The sequence below is a fragment of the Bradyrhizobium sp. USDA 4510 genome, assembly GCF_054059095.1.
Window position 1 is genome coordinate 2,040,559 of record NZ_JBSSBT010000001.1, and the last position, 17,019, is coordinate 2,057,577.

Genomic DNA, 17,019 nt, shown 5'->3' on the forward strand with positions numbered 1-17,019 from the left:
GCCCTCACGCCGCGCGGCCGACGGTCGAGCGCAAGCGCGGATCGACCACGGTGTAGAGGATGTCGACCACGAGATTGATGGTGACGAAGATCAGCGAGACCATCAACAGATATGCGGCCATGATCGGGATATCGACATTTTGCACGGCCTGCACGAACAGAAGTCCCATGCCCGGCCATTGGAACACGGTTTCGGTGATGATCGAGAAAGCAATAACCGAGCCAAACTGCAGGCCGGCCACCGTGATCACGGGAACCAGGGTGTTCTTCAGCGCATGGCCGAAATGGATTGCGCGCGTGGTCAGCCCGCGGGCGCGGGCGAAACGGATATAGTCGGTCCGCAGCACTTCCAGCATTTCGGCACGCACCAGCCGCATGATCAGGGTCATCTGGAACAGCCCGAGCGTGATCGCCGGCATGATCAGCGCCTTCAGGCCCGAGACGGTCAGCAGTCCGGTGGTCCACCAGCCGAGCTTCACCACCTCGCCGCGGCCGAAGGAGGGCAGCCAGCCCAGCGTCACCGCGAACAGATAGATCAGGAGGATGCCGATCAGGAAGGTCGGCAGCGAAATGCCGATCAGCGATACCGCCTGGAATAATTTGGCAAGCACGGTGTCGCGGCGCAGCGCCGAATAGACCCCCATCAGGATGCCGGCCACCATCGCGAACAGCGTGGCGCAGATCGAAAGCTCCAGCGTCGCCGGCAGCCGCTCCGCCAGCAGCGAGGAGACCGGCAGGCGGAACTGGTAGGACACGCCGAACTTGAACTGCAGCGCATTGATGAAGTAGCGGCCGAACTGCACCAGCACGGGATCGTCAAGGCCGAGCGAGTGCCGGATCTCAGCGCGCTGCGCGGCCGAGGTGTCGATCGAGACGATCTGGTTTACCGGGTCGCCGGCGAAGCGGAACATCGCGAACGCGATCACGCCCACGGCGAGCATCACGCCGATCGCCTGCAGGAAGCGGCGAAGAGTGAAGGCCAGCATCTCTACCTTTCACTGCTTTTGACATTCGGCTCGCGGCCTTGCGCGGCCGGAAAACGAGCGGTCCCGGAAGCCTGCGCTTCCGGGACCCAATTCGCCAAAGCCACTATTCACCCTGCTTGGTCGCCCAGTAGAGCAGCACCTGGTTGTCCGCGCGCTGGGTCAATTTGACCTTTTTCGACACGCCCCACACCAGCGGTTGCTGATGCAGCGGAATGTAGCCGTAATCCTTGATGACGATGTCGTAGGCCTGCTTGATCAACTGGTCGCGCTTGGCAGTGTCGCCCTCGACCAGGACCTTGTCGGTGAGCGCGTCGACTTCCTTGTTGCAATAGCCGCCGAGATTGGCCTCGCCCCTTGTGGCATCCTTCGGATCGTCGCGGCAGCCGAGGATGTCGTGCAGCACGTTGTGCGAGTCGGAGGTCGCGGGCGTCCAGCCCAGCATGAAGAACGAGGTCTGGTAGCCGCCGGGCTTCAGCACCTTGGCGAAATACTGCGCTTTCGGCTGCGCCAGCAGGTTCACCTTGACGCCGATGCGGGCCAGCATGCCGACCACCGCCTGGCAGATCGCGGCGTCGTTGACATAGCGGTCGTTCGGGCAGTCCATCGTGACTTCGAAGCCGTTCGGATAGCCGGCGTCGGCCAGCAGCTTCTTAGCACCATCAGGATCGAGCTTCGGCCGGGTGAATTCCTTCGACAGCGGATAGAGCTCGGGGGCGATCATCAACGTCGAAGGGGTCGACATGCCGCGCATGACGCGGGTCTTGATCAGATCGACGTCGATCGTCTTGTAGAAGGCTTCGCGGACGCGGATGTCCTTGAACGGATTCTTGCCCTTGACGTTGGAATACAGCAGCTCGTCGCGCGCCGTATCCATGCCGATGAAGATGGTGCGAATCTCCGGCGCGGTCATGACGGTGGCGACGCCGCTGGAATTGACGCGCTGGATGTCCTGCAGCGGAACCGGTTCGATCACGTCGACTTCGCCCGAGAGCAGCGCGGCAACGCGGGTGGCGTCGGAGGCGATCGGGGTGAAGATGATCTCCTTGAGATTATGCTCGGGCTTGCGCCAATAGCCGGCAAACGCCTTGAACACGGTCTTCACGCCGGGCTGGTGGCTCTCGATCGTGAAGGGGCCGGTGCCGTTCTCGTGCAGCGCCGCGTAGCTCGGCGTGGTCGCGGAGGCCGGCGTCGGTGCAACCGAGTTGTTCTCCTCGCTCCACTTCTTGTCCATGATGTACCAGCTATCCCACTGCGAGATCAGGATGGGATTGGGCGAGTCGAGCGTTACGTCGACGGTGTAGTCGTCGACCTTACTGAACTTGGCGTCGGCCGGGACGTTGCTGAGGAAGTTGGAGCCCTTGGCGCGGACGCGCTCGGCCGAGAACAGCACGTCGTCGGCGGTGAAGGGATCGCCATTGTGGAATTTCACGCCCTTGCGCAGATGGAAGCGCCATTTGGTCGGGCTCAGCGTCTCCCAGCTTTCCGCCAGGGCCGGAATGATCTTGAGGTCCTTGTCGCGCGCGGTGAGGCCTTCGTAGACGTGGGCGTGGTGCGCGATCGTCGTGGTTTCCTTCAGCGTGTAGGGATCCAGCGACTTCAACTCGCCCTGGTTCGCATACTTCAACGTTTGGGCCGATGCCGGCAAAGCAAAGGCGACGAGTGCGGCGACAGTGGCCGCAAACAAACTCCAACGTCCCGACATGTAATCCCGCGTCCCCGTTTTTGTCCGCCGGCTGCTTTGTCCGGCTGGTATTATTGATCCATGTTGCCAGAGTTTACCGGCCGCGCAAGCGCGATTTGCCAAAGGGTTAACCCATCCGCGCGGGTGCAGCGCAATGAACCGGCTTGGAGAGTAGGCTGTTGGCGCGAACGCGTGACATTCGACTTTCGGAGTGCCGCTTGTCGGTCACGGGAATGATCACCGGCGCGCCTCGAGCAACCGCTCCAAACGGTTTGGTTGACCATAACGGATGATTGAGGCCGACTGCCCCCCGGGGCAGGTACGGCTCGCTTGCGCAACTCGCCCCGTCCCGGCGATACTGTGGCGGGCCAAGGCGCATTTGAGGAGGCGGATATGAAAGTCAACGTCGAGATAGATTGTACGCCCCTCGAAGCGCGGCAATTCTTCGGCCTGCCGGATGTGGGACCGATGCAGACCGCGGTGATGGACAAGCTGCAGCAGCAGATGACGTCGAACATCGACAAGATCTCACCGGAATCGCTGATGCAGAGCTGGTTCACCTTCGATCCCAAGCTCGCCGAACGCTTCCAGGACATGTTCGTGGCGATGGCCGGCTTCGGCGGCACGAGCAAGAAGAAATAGTGACCGACATGGACAGGAGCGTTGATGGGACCGAACGCCGGTTGCGCCCGCCGAGCCTGTTCCTGATGCTGGCGGAGGCGCGCGGCGTGCTCGAACTCAATTCGAGCCTGCTGCTGTCGCCCCTCCTGATGCAGGCGCCGAAGGGCGATGGTCATCCGGTGCTGGCGCTGCCGGGCTTCCTTGCCAGCGACCTTTCGATGGCGCCGATGCGGCGCTATCTCAAGGAGCTCGGCTACGACGCCTATGCCTGGAACATGGGCCGCAATTTCGGTGGGATTTCCAGCAGGCGGGCTGCGCTGCGCGACCTGCTGAAGCGGGTCCATGAGGCGACCGGGCGCAAGGTCTCGATCATCGGCTGGAGCCTCGGCGGCGTCTATGCGCGCGACCTGGCGTTGCAGATGCCGGAGCTGGTGCGCTCCATCATCACGCTGGGCAGCCCGTTCGCCGACGACATCCGCGCCACCAATGCGACGCGGCTCTATGAGCTCTTGTCCGGCGAAGCTGTCGACGACATCCCTGAGATCCGCGCCGCGATCGCCGGCGACATGCCGGTGCCGACGACCTCGATCTATTCCCGCACCGATGGCATCGTGAACTGGCGGACCTCGCGCGTGCGGCCGTCGGCCACCGCCGAGAACATCGAGGTGCATTTCGCCAGCCATATCGGCCTCGGCGTCAATCCCGCGGCGCTGTGGGCGATTGCGGACCGGTTGGCCCAGCCGGAAGGGGAATTCCGGCATTTTGACCGCTCGGGCCCCTTTGCCATTGCCTACGGGCCGGCAGAACAGGCACTATCCTGACCAAACGACGAGAAGCGCCGCCCAAGGCGCCCGCGTAAGTAGGCTCTCGGGAGGAGACCATGAGCGACGCCAAGAAGCTGTCCTCGCTGGACGCATCGTTTCTCTATCTGGAAACGCCGGAAATGCCGATGCATGTCGGCAGCATGGCGATCTTCCGCCTGCCCGACGGCTACAAGGGCGACTTCTTCGAGGAGTTCAAGGCGATGATCGCCTCGCGGCTGCACATCGCGCCGATCCTCAAGGCACGCCTGCAGAAGGCGCCGCTCGACATCGATCACCCGTCCTGGGTCGAGGACGATCAGTTCGACATCGACCGGCACATCTTCCGCGCCAGCCTGCCGGCGCCGCGCGATCGCGCGACACTGGAGCGCATCGTCGGCTGGATGCACGCCAAGCTGTTGAACCGCGCCCGCCCGCTCTGGGAGTTCTACGTCTTCGAGGGCATGAAGGACAACGAGATCGGGCTCTATTCCAAGATGCACCATGCCTGCATCGACGGCGGCGCCGGCGCGGCGCTGACCAGCATGATCTACGACCTGACGCCGGTGCCGCGCGAGATCGAGCCGCCGAGCGCGAAGAAAGTCGCGCAGGAGCCGCGCGACATCGCGGCCAATCTGATCGACGCCTATCAGCAACTCTGGACCCAGCCGTTCGAGGCGGCCGCCGCCGCGCAGAAGAGCCTGGAGCTGCCGCGCTCCGGCAAGAGCGATCTCGGCTCGATCCTGTTCGACAACGCCATGTTCCAGATCGAGAGCGCGGTGAAGTTCGCCGGCTCCATGCCGACGGTCATGAAGAGCCTGTCCGACGTCGTCGCCAAGGTCGCCGATCCGAGGTCGCGCGAGAGCCTGCAGGCGATGTCCTCGCCGCCGACCATCCTCAACAAGGCGATCTCGTCCGAGCGCAGCTTTGCCGGCACCTCGATCTCGCTGTCGCGGGCCAAGGCACTGGCGAAGGCGTCCGGCGGCAAGCTCAACGACGTCGTGCTGGCGCTCGCCTCCGGCGTGGTGCGGCGCTATCTGATCAGCCAGGGCGCGCTGCCGAACAAGTCGCTGACGGCAGGCGTTCCGATCTCGCTGCGCGAGGAGGGCAACGCCGAATCCAACAACCAGGTGTTCGGCATGATCTGCTCGATCGCGACCGACATCGAGGATCCCCGGAAGCGGCTGGAAACCATCATCGCGCAGTCGACCAAGTCCAAGGAAATGTCGCATCCGCTGCGCGCTTTGGTGCCGCAGGTCACCAACATCTCGTTGCTGGGCGCGCCGATCCTGGTGCAGATCATGGCGCTGCTTTACAGCCGCTCCGACCTCTCCAACGTGCTGCCGCCGGCCACCAACATCACGGTCTCGAACGTGCCGGGGCCGCGGCAGACGCTGTATGCGGCGGGTGCCGAGCTGCTGCACATCTTCCCGGTTTCGATCTCGACCCACGGCGTGGCGCTCAACATCACCGTGCAGAGCTACCGCGATCAGCTCGATTTCGGCTTCATCGTGGGCGCCAACATCATTCCCCACGTGCAGGTGATGTGCGACATGCTGCCGCTCGAGTTCGATGTACTCGAGGCGGCGTTCGCTCCCCCGCCCGCGGACATCAAGGGCGCAGCCGAATAAGGATCCCGGTCGATGATTGAGATGCCACCGCTGCAGTTCGCCGAGACGAACGGCATCCGCATGGGGTTTTATGAAGCAGGCCCCAAGACCGACACGCCGCCGGTGGTGCTGTGCCACGGCTGGCCTGAACTGGCGTTTTCCTGGCGCCACCAGGTCAAGGCGCTGGGCGAGGCCGGCATCCGGGTGATTGCGCCGGATCAGCGCGGCTATGGCGCGACCGACCGGCCGGAGCCGGTCGAGGCCTACGACATGGAGCACCTGACCGGCGACCTCGTCGGCCTGCTCGACCATCTCAAGATCGACAAGGCCATCTTCGTCGGTCACGACTGGGGCGGCTTTGTCGTCTGGCAGATGCCGCTCAGGCATCCTGCGCGGGTCGCCGGCGTCGTCGGCGTCAACACGCCGCATTGGGACCGCGCGCCGATGGACCCGATCGCGCTGTTCCGCCAGCGCTTCGGCGATCACATGTACATCGTCCAGTTCCAGGATCCGGGGCGCGAGCCCGACCGCATCTTCGGCAGCCGCGTCGAGCAGACCTTCGACGCCTTCATGCGCAAGCCGGTGCCGCGTCCGGCGGACGCGCCGCCCGAACAGCCGATCGCCGGCGTCGGCGCCTCGGCGCGGCTCAACCTGGCGTTTCCGCAGATGATCGCGAATTACGACGCCAAGCATGATCCGCGCACGCCGATCCTGTCCGCGGACGAGAAAAAGGTGTTCGTCGACACCTTCATCAAGACCGGCTTCACCGGCGGCATCAACTGGTATCGCAATTTCACCCGCAACTGGGAGCGCTCGGCCGGGCTGGACCATCACGTCCGGGTGCCGTCGCTGATGATCATGGCCGAGAACGACGCGGTGCTGCCGCCCTCGGCCGCCGACGGCATGGAGCGGCTGGTGCCGGACCTCGAGAAGTACCTGGTCAAGGACAGCGGCCATTGGACGCAGCAGGAAAAGCCTGACGAAGTCAGCGCGAAGCTGATCGAATGGCGCAGAAAGCGGTTTGGCTGACGACGGCGTCGTCATTCCGGGGCGATGCGCAGCATCGAACCCGGAATCTCGAGATTCCGGGTCTGGTCCTTCGGACCATCCCGGAATGACTGAGGTTAGAGGGGGCACTTCGAAAATGGCGTCCGGCAACAGACTGAGTCCGATTCCGCATCCGCCGACGAAGCCGGTGGTCGGCAACATGCTGTCGCTGGACTCGACCGCGCCGGTGCAGCATCTCGTCAAGCTCTCCAAGGAGCTCGGACCGATCTTCTGGCTCGACATGATGGGCGCGCCGCTCGTGATCGTGTCCGGCCACGATCTCGTCGACGAGCTCTCCGACGAGAAGCGCTTCGACAAGGCGGTGCGCGGCTCGCTGCGCCGGGTGCGTGCGGTCGGCGGCGACGGCCTGTTCACCGCCGACACTAAGGAGCCGAACTGGAGCAAGGCGCACAACATCCTGATGCAGCCGTTCGGCAACCGCGCCATGCAGTCGTACCACCCGAGCATGGTCGACATTGCCGAGCAGTTGGTCAAGAAATGGGAGCGCCTTAACGCCGACGAGGAGATCGAGGTCGTCCACGACATGACGGCGCTCACCCTCGACACCATCGGCCTCTGCGGCTTCGACTACCGCTTCAATTCATTCTACCGCCGCGACTACCACCCGTTCGTGGAATCGCTGGTGCGATCGCTCGAAACCATCATGATGACCCGCGGCCTGCCGCTCGAGGGTCTGTGGATGCAGAAGCGGCGCAAGACGCTGGCCGACGACGTCGCCTTCATGAACAAGATGGTCGACGAGATCATCGCCGAGCGGCGCGGCAGCACCGCCGCGACCGACGACAAGAAGGACATGCTGGCGGCGATGATGACCGGCGTCGACCGCGCCACCGGCGAGCAGCTCGACGACGTCAACATCCGCTACCAGATCAACACCTTCCTGATCGCCGGCCACGAGACCACCAGCGGCCTGTTGTCGTGCACGATCTACGCGCTGCTGAAGCACCCGGAGGTGCTGAAGAAGGCCTATGAGGAGGTCGATCGCGTCCTCGGTCCCGACGTCAATGCGCGGCCGACCTATCAGCAGGTGACCCAACTCACCTACATCACGCAATGCCTGAAGGAGGCGCTGCGGCTGTGGCCGCCGGCGCCGGCCTACGGCATCGCGCCGCTCAACGACGAGATGATCGGCGGCAAGTACAAGCTGAAGAAGAACACCTTCATCACCATCCTGGTGATGGCGCTGCATCGCGATCCCAGCGTCTGGGGTCCGAACCCCGACGTGTTCGATCCCGAGAATTTCAGCCGTGAGGCGGAGGCCAAGCGCCCGATCAATGCCTGGAAGCCGTTCGGCAACGGCCAGCGCGCCTGCATCGGCCGCGGCTTTGCCATGCACGAGGCGGCGCTGGCGATCGGGATGATCCTGCAACGGTTCAAGCTGATCGACGTGCATCGCTACCAGATGCATCTGAAGGAGACGCTGACCGTCAAGCCGGATGGCTTCAGGATCAAGGTGCGGCCGCGCGACGACAAGGACCGCGGCGCGTTCGCCGGCAGCACGGGCGCGGTTGCGGCCGCGCCGAAGGCTCCGCGCGCGCCGACCACGCGTCCCGGCCACAACACGCCGATGCTGGTGCTCTACGGCTCCAATCTCGGCTCCGCCGAGGAACTGGCGACCCGCATGGCCGATCTGTCGGAGATCAACGGCTTCGCGACGCGGCTGGGTCCGCTGGACGATTATGTGGGCAAGCTGCCGGAGGAGGGCGGCGTGCTGATCATCTGCGCCTCCTATAATGGCGCGGCGCCCGACAACGCGACGCAGTTCGTCAAATGGCTCGACAGCGACCTGCCGAAGGATGCCTTCGCCAAGGTCCGCTACGCGGTGTTCGGCTGCGGCAACAGCGATTGGGCGGCGACCTACCAGTCGGTGCCGCGCTTCATCGACGAGCAGCTCACCAAACATGGCGCGCGCGCCGTCTATCCGCGCGGCGAGGGCGACGCGCGCAGCGATCTCGACGGCCAGTTCCAGAAATGGTTCCCGGAGGCGGCCAAGGTCGCGACCAAGGAATTCGGCATCGACTGGAATTTCACCCGCACCGCCGAGGACGAACCGCTCTACGCGATCGAGCCGGTGGCGCAGGGTGCGGTCAATACCATCGTGACACAGGGCGGCGCGGTGCCGATGAAGGTGCTCGCCAACAGCGAGCTGCAGACCAAGGCAGGCGCTCATCCGTCGGAGCGTTCGACCCGGCATATCGAGGTCGAGCTGCCGTCCAGTCTGAAATACCGCGTCGGCGATCATCTCAGCGTGGTGCCGCGCAACGATCCTACATTGGTCGATTCCGTTGCGCGCCGCTTCGGCTTCCTGCCGGCCGACCAGATCCGTCTGCAGGTCTCGGAAGGCCGCCGCGCGCAACTGCCGGTCGGCAACGCCGTGTCGGTCGGACGGCTGCTCACCGAGTTCGTCGAGCTGCAGCAGGTCGCGACCCGCAAGCAGATCCAGATCATGGCCGAGCACACTCGCTGCCCGGCGACCAAGCCGAAGCTGATGGCCTATGTCGGGGACGACGATGCCTCGGCCGCGCGCTATCGCACCGACGTCTTGGCGAAGCGCAAATCGGTATTTGACCTGCTCGAGGAATATCCGGCCTGCGAGCTGCCGTTCCACCTCTATCTTGAAATGCTGTCGCTGCTGGCGCCGCGCTATTATTCGATCTCGTCGTCTCCGGCCGGCGAGGCGCAGCGCTGCAGTGTCACCGTGGGCGTGGTGGAGGCGCCGGCAAGTTCCGGCCGCGGCATCTACAAGGGCGTCTGCTCGAACTATCTGGCGCGCCGCCGCGCCGGCGACACCGTCCACGCCACCATCAAGGAGACCAAGGCCGGCTTCCGCCTGCCCGATGACAATGCCGTGCCGATCATCATGATCGGGCCGGGCACCGGGCTCGCACCGTTCCGCGGCTTCCTGCAGGAGCGCGCCGCGCGCAGGGCGCAGGGCGCGACGCTGGGGCCGGCGATGCTGTTCTTCGGCTGCCGGCATCCTGAGCAGGATTTCATCTATGCGGATGAGCTGAAGGCGTTCGCAGCCGACGGCGTCAGTGAACTCCACACCGCCTTCTCGCGTGCCGATGGCCCGAAGACCTATGTGCAGCACCTTGTCGCCGCACACAAGGACCGGGTCTGGGAGCTGATCCAGAAGGGCGCGATCGTCTATGTCTGCGGCGACGGCGGCAGGATGGAGCCCGACGTCAAGGCGACCTTGATCTCGATCTATCGCGAGCGCACCGGTGTCGACACCGACGCCGCCGCGCGCTGGATCGAGGAAATGGGCACCAGGAACCGCTACGTGCTCGACGTCTGGACAGGCGGCTAGGCTCACGCCTTCGTAGCCCGGATGAAGCGAAGCGTAATCCGGGACAGCGTCTCATGCGGACGGGGCAGACCCCGGATTTCGCTTCGCTCCATCCGGGCTACGGCAGAGGTGCCTGCCATGATACAAACCGCCGCATGATTCCATGGGAAAAGATCGATACCGCGCGCATTCCCGGCACCGAGGGTGAATTGCGTCTGATGCGGCGAGGCCACGAATTCTCGATCATGCTCGGCACCAACGAGCTGATGAACAGCCGCCTGTCGGGCTCGGAAGAGGCGTTGGCGACGCTTGCCGCGAAGAAGATCGAGACGGTCGCACGGCCGCATTTTCTGATCGGCGGCCTTGGCATGGGCTTTACGCTGCGGGCCGCGCTCGCCGTGCTCGGACCCGAGGCGCGGATCACGGTGGCCGAGCTGGTGCCGGCGGTCGTTGCCTGGGCGCGAGGCCCGATGGCGGAGATCTTCGGCGACAGCCTGAACGATCCGCGCGTGAGCATCCGGGAGGAGGATGTTGCCAGCGTGATCGAACGCCAACCGCTCGGCTTCGATGCCATCCTGCTCGACGTCGATAACGGGCCTGAAGGTCTCACCCGCAAGGCCAATGACGCGCTGTATGATGTCTCCGGGCTCAAGATCGCACACGCCGCGTTGCGGCGCGGCGGCGTGCTCGCCGTCTGGTCGTCCGGTCCGAATGCCAAGTTCCCGAAATCGCTCACCCGGGCGGGGTTCGCGGTCAACGAAATTGCCGTCCGCGCCACCGGCCGAGGCCGCGGTGTCCGCCACGTGATCTGGATCGCGGTCAAGCAATAGCGGGCGTCCCGGCGCGCTCGCCAGCCTGATCATGCCAGTGGCTGAACACAAGCCATCACGATGCCTCAGAACATCGTGTTGCTGTTGGCGGGATTCTCCGGAATGGGCTGCGCCACGTCCCAGTGCTCGACGATCTTGCCGTCCTCGAGTTTGAAGATGTCGATGATCGCGTTGCCGCGGGTGCCGGGCTCGCGCACGGCGTGGACGTGCAGGATCACGTAGTCGCCGTCGACGAATGAGCGCTTGATCTCGCTGTGCGAGTTCGGAAACTTCTCGCGCAGGAAGCCGATGAACTTGCGGAAGCCTTCGGGGCCGTCGGCCGCGCCGGGATTGTGCTGCACATAGCGGTTGCCGACATAGGCGAGCGCCGCGTCGGCGTCCTTCTGGTTCAGCCCCTTCTCGTAGAACGCCAGCACCGCCTTGCGGTTGGCTTCCTGCTGCGCGTCGCTGGCAGCCGCCATTGCCGATGAAGACGCGAGCGCGAGGAGGAGAGCGGCGACGGCTGTCTGTGGCCGGAGGATGGTCTTCATCTGGTTGCTCCCGGTGGCTGAGCGGTGGATAGCGCTCTCTACAGCGTCCGTGCCGCGCCCGGAAGAACGCACTCCTGGCTCACATGGTTACCGGAAGATACCGGAGCCCCGTTCCGATTGAATCGGGACGGGGCTCTCGATTTTGGCTTTGGGGCGTTTTCTTCACGCGAACCGGGATCCACTTCGCTCGAAAACGCTCTGGCCTCACGCCGCCTTCGCCGCCGCGCCATGCGCGTGCTTGTCGATGGCGTCGATGATCTGCGGCCACATCGGAATCGGCAGGGCGTGGCCCATGCCCTCGATCATCACCAGCTTCGCGCCCGGGATCGAGACCGCGGTGTCCTTGCCGCCTTCGGGATGCACCAGCGGATCGATGGTGCCGTGGATCACCAACGTCGGCGCCTTGACGCCGCGCAGGCGCTCCTTGCGGCTGCCGGAGGCGAGGATGGCGCGGAGCTGACGGCCGACGCCCTCCGGATTGAGGCCGCGCTCGAAGGTGCGCCGCGCGCGTTCGGGATCGAGCGCCTCATCTTCAGGGAACGAGCCGTTACGCAGGACTTTCCAGGTCTGCCCGAAGCGGACGAAATACTCTTCCTTGCTCTTCGGTGGCGGCGCCATCAGCACTGCGGTCGCCTCGCGGGTCGGGCCCGGGATCTTTGGATTGCCCGTGGTCGACATGATCGAGGTCAGCGAGCGCACGCGTTCGGGGAAGGTGATGGCAACCTCCTGCGCGATCATGCCGCCCATCGAGGCCCCGACCAGATGCGCGGTGCGGATGCCGAGCACATCCATCAGCCCGATCGTGTCCCTCGCCATGTCGGCCAGCTTGTAGGGCGCTGCGACCGGGATCTTCAGGAAGCGGAGCTTGAGCAGTTCGAGCGCGGTCAGCCGCTTGCCGCCGCTCAGGCGGGAGGATTTGCCGATATCCCTGTTGTCGAATCGGATGACGCGAAAACCGCGCGCGGCGAGCTGGCGGCAGAACTCGTCGTCCCAATGGATCATCTGGGCGCCGAGGCCCATGATCAGGAGCAGCGGCTCGGCATTCGCATCGCCAAACATCTCGTAGCAGATGTCGATGCCATTGGCGCGGATGATCTGCGGCGGCTGATGGGCGAGCGTGGTCACGGGCGTCCCCTGCTGGTGTCGCGGTCAGGAACCTCTATGCCACGGATTGACGCAGCGCAGAAGAGCCTCGGCGTCGCCGGTCGCGCCGCGCTGTTGACCGATCAGCAGCAACAGTGTCGTATGGCAGAAACAAATGGAAGCGCGGCAAGCGCCCGAAATTGGTGTGGAGGAGCGCCGCATGGCCGACAAGGGCAACGACCCTGCCGTGATCTGGCAGACGATGATTGGCGAGATGGAGAAGGGGTTCAATTCCTTCGGCAACCAGCTCATGAGCTCGCCGGAATTTTCCAAGGCGATGAACCAGGCCGGCGGCGTCGCGGCCGGTGCGCAGAAGCAGCTCGGCGAGCTGATGGAGAAATATCTGCTGGCGATGAACCTGCCGAGCCGCGCCCAGCTCGTCGGCATGGCGGAACGCCTGCAATCGATGGAGAACCAGCTCAACGAAATCAAGACGCTGCTGCAGCAGGTGCACCACAATTCGCTGGCGCCGGACGACGGCCACGGCGCAACGCCGCGGCCACCGCGCACCAAGCAGCCGCCAGCGGACGGAGGCAGCAAATGAATGCTCCCACCCCCTTTGATTTCGCCTCGATCTCCGAGCGGGTCCAGTCCGAGGTGCAGCGCGCGATCCAGCGCAGCATCAAGGGCGTCGAGTATTTCTCGAGCTCCGGCCCGTCGCTCGGCTCGACGCCGAAAGATGTGCTGTATTCGCGCGGCACCATGAACCTCTATCACTACCGGCCGCTGGCCAGCGAAGTCTATCGCGTGCCGGTCCTGATCGTGATGGCGACCACCAACCGCGGCTACATCCTCGACCTGGTGCCGGGGCAGAGCTTCATCGAATTCCTGCTCAGGCGCGGCTTCGACGTCTACATGCTGGACTGGAGTGCGCCGAAGCCGGAGGAAAAATCGCTGCGCATGGAGGATTACGTCCTCGACTTCATTCCGGAATCGGTCCGCCGCGTGCAGCAGGATTCCGGCGAAAAGGACGTCTCGGTGATCGGCTATTGCTTCGGTGGCGTGCTGTCGCTGCTCTACGGCTCGATCTTCAACGACGGGCCGATGAAGAACCTGATCTGCTTCACCACGCCGATCGATTTCCGCGAGATGAAGCTGTTCTCGAATTTCGCCGACCGTCGTTATTTCGACGTCGACCGCCTGATCGACAGCACCGGCAACATGCCGCCCGAACTGATCCTGCAATCGTTCGACATGTTGCGGCCGGCCGCGCGTGTCGTCGGCCAGATCCAGCTCTGGGACAACATCTGGAACGACGAGTTCGTCAAGTCGTACCGGATGTTCGATCGCTGGGCGACCGACACGCTGCCCCTCGCGGGCGAATATTTCCGCGCCATCACCAAGGACCTGATGTGGGACAACAAGCTCTACAACGACACCATGACCGTCGGCGGCCGCGAGGCAAAGCTTGCCGACATCAAGGTGCCGATCCTGCACGCGGTCGCCGAGCACGACCACATCGTGCCGTATGATGCGGCAAAGCATCTGATCACCAAGATCGGCTCCGAGGACAAGGAGGAGGTGATGCTGAAAGGCGGTCACGTCTCGCTGGTCGCCGGCGCCAATGCAATCAAGCGGCTGTGGCCGAAACTGGACTCCTGGCTGGGCAAAAGATCGACCTAAGAAGGGTCGACTGGAGAGAGATCGACATGACCGAACAACGTTCCTATCCGCGTCGCGTCAAGACCGAGGCGGGCGACATCGAGTTTCGCCTGATGATTCGGGACCACGAGGCCGCGGTGCTGGCCTTCGCGCAAAAGCTGCCGACGCACGATCTCTTGTTCCTGCCGCGCAATATCAGCCAGCCGAAGGTGCTGTCGGCCTGGATCAACGAGATCGAGCGCGGCGACATCACGAGCCTGCTCGCGATCAAGGACGGCAAGGTGGTCGGCTGCGGCACCCTGGTGCGCGATCCGCATTCCTGGTCGCCGCATGTCGGCGAGATCCGGATGGTGGTGTCGCTCGACGTGCGCGGGCAGGGCGTCGGCCGGGCATTGTCGCAGGAGATCTTCGCCATCGCGCTCGGTGCCGGGCTGGAGAAGTTCTCGGTGCAGATGACCATCGACCAGCGGGCGGCGATCGCGCTGTTCGAGAGCCTCGGCTTCAAGGCCGAGGCCCTGCTGCGCGACCATGTCCGCGACGTCGAGGGCAAGACCCACGACATTGTCGTGCTGGGGCACAATGTGGCGCAGGTCCGGGCACAGATGGAGGCGTACGGGGTCTCTGACGCGGTAAGCGGTAATTAGAAACCGTTTGATGCCGGCTCACTAAGCAATCTGCCGGACATTCATGCTGTTCACAGGTTCGTGATATCGCGCTGCAACATAGATGTTGCGGTGCATCATGAGCCGTGTCATAACACGGTTGCCCCGGGCCAAACCGGACGGGGTGAGCCCATAGCTCAAACCTGAGGATGGAGAGACCCCAATGACCACCGAAACCAATTCCGTGCTGAACAGCGTCAAGGAAGCCTTCGCGCCCGTCACCGAGGCGTTCACCAAGCTTCAGAACCTGGAAGTTCCGGAAGCCGCCCGTGAGTTCGTGAAGAAGCAGGCCGAGGCCGCCAAGACCCGCGCTGCCGATGCCTATGCCGGCTCGGAGAAGGTGACGAACGTGATCGAGTCCGCTGTTGCCGGTTCGGTGACCGAAGCCGCCAAGATCAGCCGCAACATCCAGCAGGCGATCTACCAGGACGCCGAGGCGTTCTTCGCCGGTATCGACAAGCTCGCGTCGGCCAAGTCGCTGAGCGAAGCCGCCCAGATCCAGTCGGAGCTGGCCCGTGCGCGTGGCGAACTGTTCGTCTCGCGGGCGAAGGCCACCACCGAATATCTCGGCAAGCTCGTCACCGACGGTGCGAAGACCGCGCAGGACAACTTCGCCAAGGTCTACGGCAAGACCGCCTGATCGCGGCCGCGCTGACCAACTGCCCTTTTCGAAGGCCCGCCATTTTGCGGGCCTTCTTTTTTGGCGGTGTCCTTCATAACTCATGTATCCATCGTCATTCCGGACGACGCGAAACGGCGATCCGGAATCTCGAGATTCCCCGGTGCGCAATTGCGCACCTGAGGTTCGTGCTTCGCACGCCCGGGAATGACGGCGGTGCGGCCATGCTATGCTTCGTTCGTCACCCCTGCGAAACCCCATGACCCTTCCCGCCGCCCTCATCGCAACGCCTGTCGACGTCGAACGCGCGGCCGAGCTGCGGCGCGTCAAGTGGCTGGCGACCGGCGTGCTGGCGGCAACCTTCATCATCTTCATCGCAGCGAAGGCGCTGCTGCCGGTGCACCCGGTGTTCGGTTTCATCGCGGCATTTGCCGAGGCTGCAACCATCGGCGGCCTCGCCGACTGGTATGCCGTCGTCGCCTTGTTCAAGCGGCCGCTCGGCCTGCCGATCCCGCATACCGCGATCATCCAGAGCAATCAGGCGCGCATCGCCGAGAAGCTCGGCGAATTCATCGAGAACAACTTTTTGGAATCCGGGCCGGTCGAGGCCAAGCTGCGCGAGATCGATTTCGGTTCGTTCATCGCCGACTGGCTGCGCGACCGCAAACGTTCGGAGGATCTCGCCCGCTTCGTGCTGCGGATGCTGCCCGAGGCATTCGCGGCGACCGAGAGCTCGGGGTTGATGCAGTTCATCAGCCGCCGCGTCACGACGCAGGTGCTCTCGATCGACCTCGCGCCGCTTGCGGCCGGCGCGCTGCGCGGCTTCGTGCAGGAGGGCAAGCATGGCGGCCTGCTCGACGACATCCTGCGCGTGTTGCACCAGACGCTGACGCAGCAGGAGACCATGGCCGTGATCCGCGACAAGGTCCGCGCCGAGATGCCGACGCTGCTCAGGCTCTATCGTGCCGACAAGTTCGTGGTGAACCGGATCATCGCGTCCGCCACGAAGTTCTTCGAGGAAGTGCGCAACGATCCGCAGCATCCGTTCCGCGGCGAGTTCGACCGCATGCTGCTGTCCTTTGTCGACCGGCTCGGCAGCGACAAGGCATTCGCCGACCGCATCGATGGTCTCAAGCGCGATTTGATGGCGCGGCCGGAGCTTGCCAATCTCGGGCGCACCATCTGGGCCAACGTCAAGGACTTCATCGAACGCAGCGCCTCGGGCGAGTCGCAGGTGCTGCAGCATCAGCTGGCGCGAATGTTGGTCGAGGCCGGCGACGCGCTCGACGGCGACACCGACCTGCGCGGCGAGATCAATCAGGGCCTGGTGGCGATCCTGCGCACCGTCGTCGCCGAGCAGAAGAGCGGCGTCTCGGGCTTCATCGCCGACCAGATGAAGAGCTGGGACATGGAGCAGCTGATCTCCCTGATCGAGGTCAATGTCGGCAAGGATCTGCAATACATCCGCTTCAACGGCGCGCTGATCGGTGGGCTTGCCGGCCTTGCGCTTTACACCCTGGAATACACGCTGCGGCTGCTGTGACCGATTGGGCACGAACGTCACTTTAGTTGTGGCAAG

At 64.3% G+C, this 17,019-nt stretch carries 15 protein-coding genes; 11 read left to right on the top strand and 4 right to left on the bottom strand.

Annotation, left to right across the window (positions count from 1 at the left end; translation table 11 throughout):
- Positions 1-4: 4 nt before the first annotated feature.
- On the bottom strand, positions 5-985 hold the full coding sequence (locus tag ACVMDN_RS09025) for an ABC transporter permease (protein ID WP_028331828.1): 981 nt from the start codon (positions 983-985) through the stop codon (positions 5-7).
- A gap of 103 nt (positions 986-1,088) precedes the next feature.
- Entirely contained in the window at positions 1,089-2,687 is a 1,599-nt protein-coding gene (locus tag ACVMDN_RS09030) for an ABC transporter substrate-binding protein (protein WP_456835314.1), read from the bottom strand.
- Between the two features lie 372 nt (positions 2,688-3,059).
- On the opposite strand from ACVMDN_RS09030, the gene ACVMDN_RS09035 reads away from it, so the two are divergent.
- From ACVMDN_RS09035 to ACVMDN_RS09060, 6 genes are all read left to right on the top strand, one after another.
- Positions 3,060-3,308 carry a DUF6489 family protein gene (locus tag ACVMDN_RS09035; RefSeq protein ID WP_057017614.1) on the top strand — a complete coding sequence of 83 codons (249 nt, stop codon included), beginning with the start codon at positions 3,060-3,062 and terminating at the stop codon, positions 3,306-3,308.
- A gap of 8 nt (positions 3,309-3,316) precedes the next feature.
- Positions 3,317-4,108 (top strand): alpha/beta fold hydrolase, encoded by a 792-nt coding sequence (locus ACVMDN_RS09040; protein ID WP_057017657.1) that lies wholly within the window; start codon positions 3,317-3,319, stop codon positions 4,106-4,108.
- 59 nt (positions 4,109-4,167) lie between these two features.
- A complete protein-coding gene (locus ACVMDN_RS09045; RefSeq protein WP_076827135.1) occupies positions 4,168-5,718 on the top strand; it encodes a WS/DGAT/MGAT family O-acyltransferase in 1,551 nt (516 codons plus the stop codon).
- Between the two features lie 12 nt (positions 5,719-5,730).
- The gene (locus ACVMDN_RS09050) at positions 5,731-6,726 is read left to right on the top strand and encodes an alpha/beta fold hydrolase (RefSeq protein WP_456835313.1); all 996 of its coding nucleotides are present in this window, start codon (positions 5,731-5,733) and stop codon (positions 6,724-6,726) included.
- 115 nt (positions 6,727-6,841) lie between these two features.
- Positions 6,842-10,075: a bifunctional cytochrome P450/NADPH--P450 reductase gene (locus tag ACVMDN_RS09055; RefSeq protein ID WP_456835312.1), complete on the top strand. Its 3,234-nt coding sequence runs from the start codon at positions 6,842-6,844 to the stop codon at positions 10,073-10,075.
- 134 nt (positions 10,076-10,209) lie between these two features.
- The gene (locus ACVMDN_RS09060; protein ID WP_057017658.1) at positions 10,210-10,884 is read left to right on the top strand and encodes a spermidine synthase; all 675 of its coding nucleotides are present in this window, start codon (positions 10,210-10,212) and stop codon (positions 10,882-10,884) included.
- Positions 10,885-10,949: 65 nt separating this feature from the next.
- On the opposite strand, the gene ACVMDN_RS09065 is transcribed toward ACVMDN_RS09060, so the two are convergent.
- Both ACVMDN_RS09065 and ACVMDN_RS09070 read right to left on the bottom strand, forming a co-directional pair.
- A complete protein-coding gene (locus ACVMDN_RS09065; protein ID WP_456784285.1) occupies positions 10,950-11,414 on the bottom strand; it encodes a nuclear transport factor 2 family protein in 465 nt (154 codons plus the stop codon).
- Positions 11,415-11,618: 204 nt separating this feature from the next.
- Positions 11,619-12,539, bottom strand: coding sequence for an alpha/beta fold hydrolase (locus ACVMDN_RS09070; RefSeq protein ID WP_253587440.1), 921 nt, complete (start codon positions 12,537-12,539; stop codon positions 11,619-11,621).
- A gap of 178 nt (positions 12,540-12,717) precedes the next feature.
- Here ACVMDN_RS09070 and ACVMDN_RS09075 point away from each other — a divergent pair, with 178 nt between their 5' ends.
- The 5 genes from ACVMDN_RS09075 (at position 12,718) to ACVMDN_RS09095 (ending at position 16,983) form a co-directional block, all read left to right on the top strand.
- Positions 12,718-13,101: a hypothetical protein gene (locus ACVMDN_RS09075; RefSeq protein ID WP_456784286.1), complete on the top strand. Its 384-nt coding sequence runs from the start codon at positions 12,718-12,720 to the stop codon at positions 13,099-13,101.
- Positions 13,098-14,180, top strand: a complete 1,083-nt coding sequence (locus tag ACVMDN_RS09080) for a PHA/PHB synthase family protein (protein ID WP_456781229.1) — start codon at positions 13,098-13,100, stop codon at positions 14,178-14,180. Before ACVMDN_RS09075 ends, ACVMDN_RS09080 begins: the two co-directional genes overlap by 4 nt.
- A gap of 26 nt (positions 14,181-14,206) precedes the next feature.
- On the top strand, positions 14,207-14,803 hold the full coding sequence (locus ACVMDN_RS09085) for an N-acetyltransferase family protein (RefSeq protein WP_456835311.1): 597 nt from the start codon (positions 14,207-14,209) through the stop codon (positions 14,801-14,803).
- Positions 14,804-14,984: 181 nt separating this feature from the next.
- Positions 14,985-15,461 carry a phasin gene (locus ACVMDN_RS09090; protein WP_028331816.1) on the top strand — a complete coding sequence of 159 codons (477 nt, stop codon included), beginning with the start codon at positions 14,985-14,987 and terminating at the stop codon, positions 15,459-15,461.
- 238 nt (positions 15,462-15,699) lie between these two features.
- Positions 15,700-16,983, top strand: coding sequence for a DUF445 domain-containing protein (locus ACVMDN_RS09095; RefSeq protein WP_141340846.1), 1,284 nt, complete (start codon positions 15,700-15,702; stop codon positions 16,981-16,983).
- The last annotated feature ends 36 nt before the right edge of the window (positions 16,984-17,019 follow it).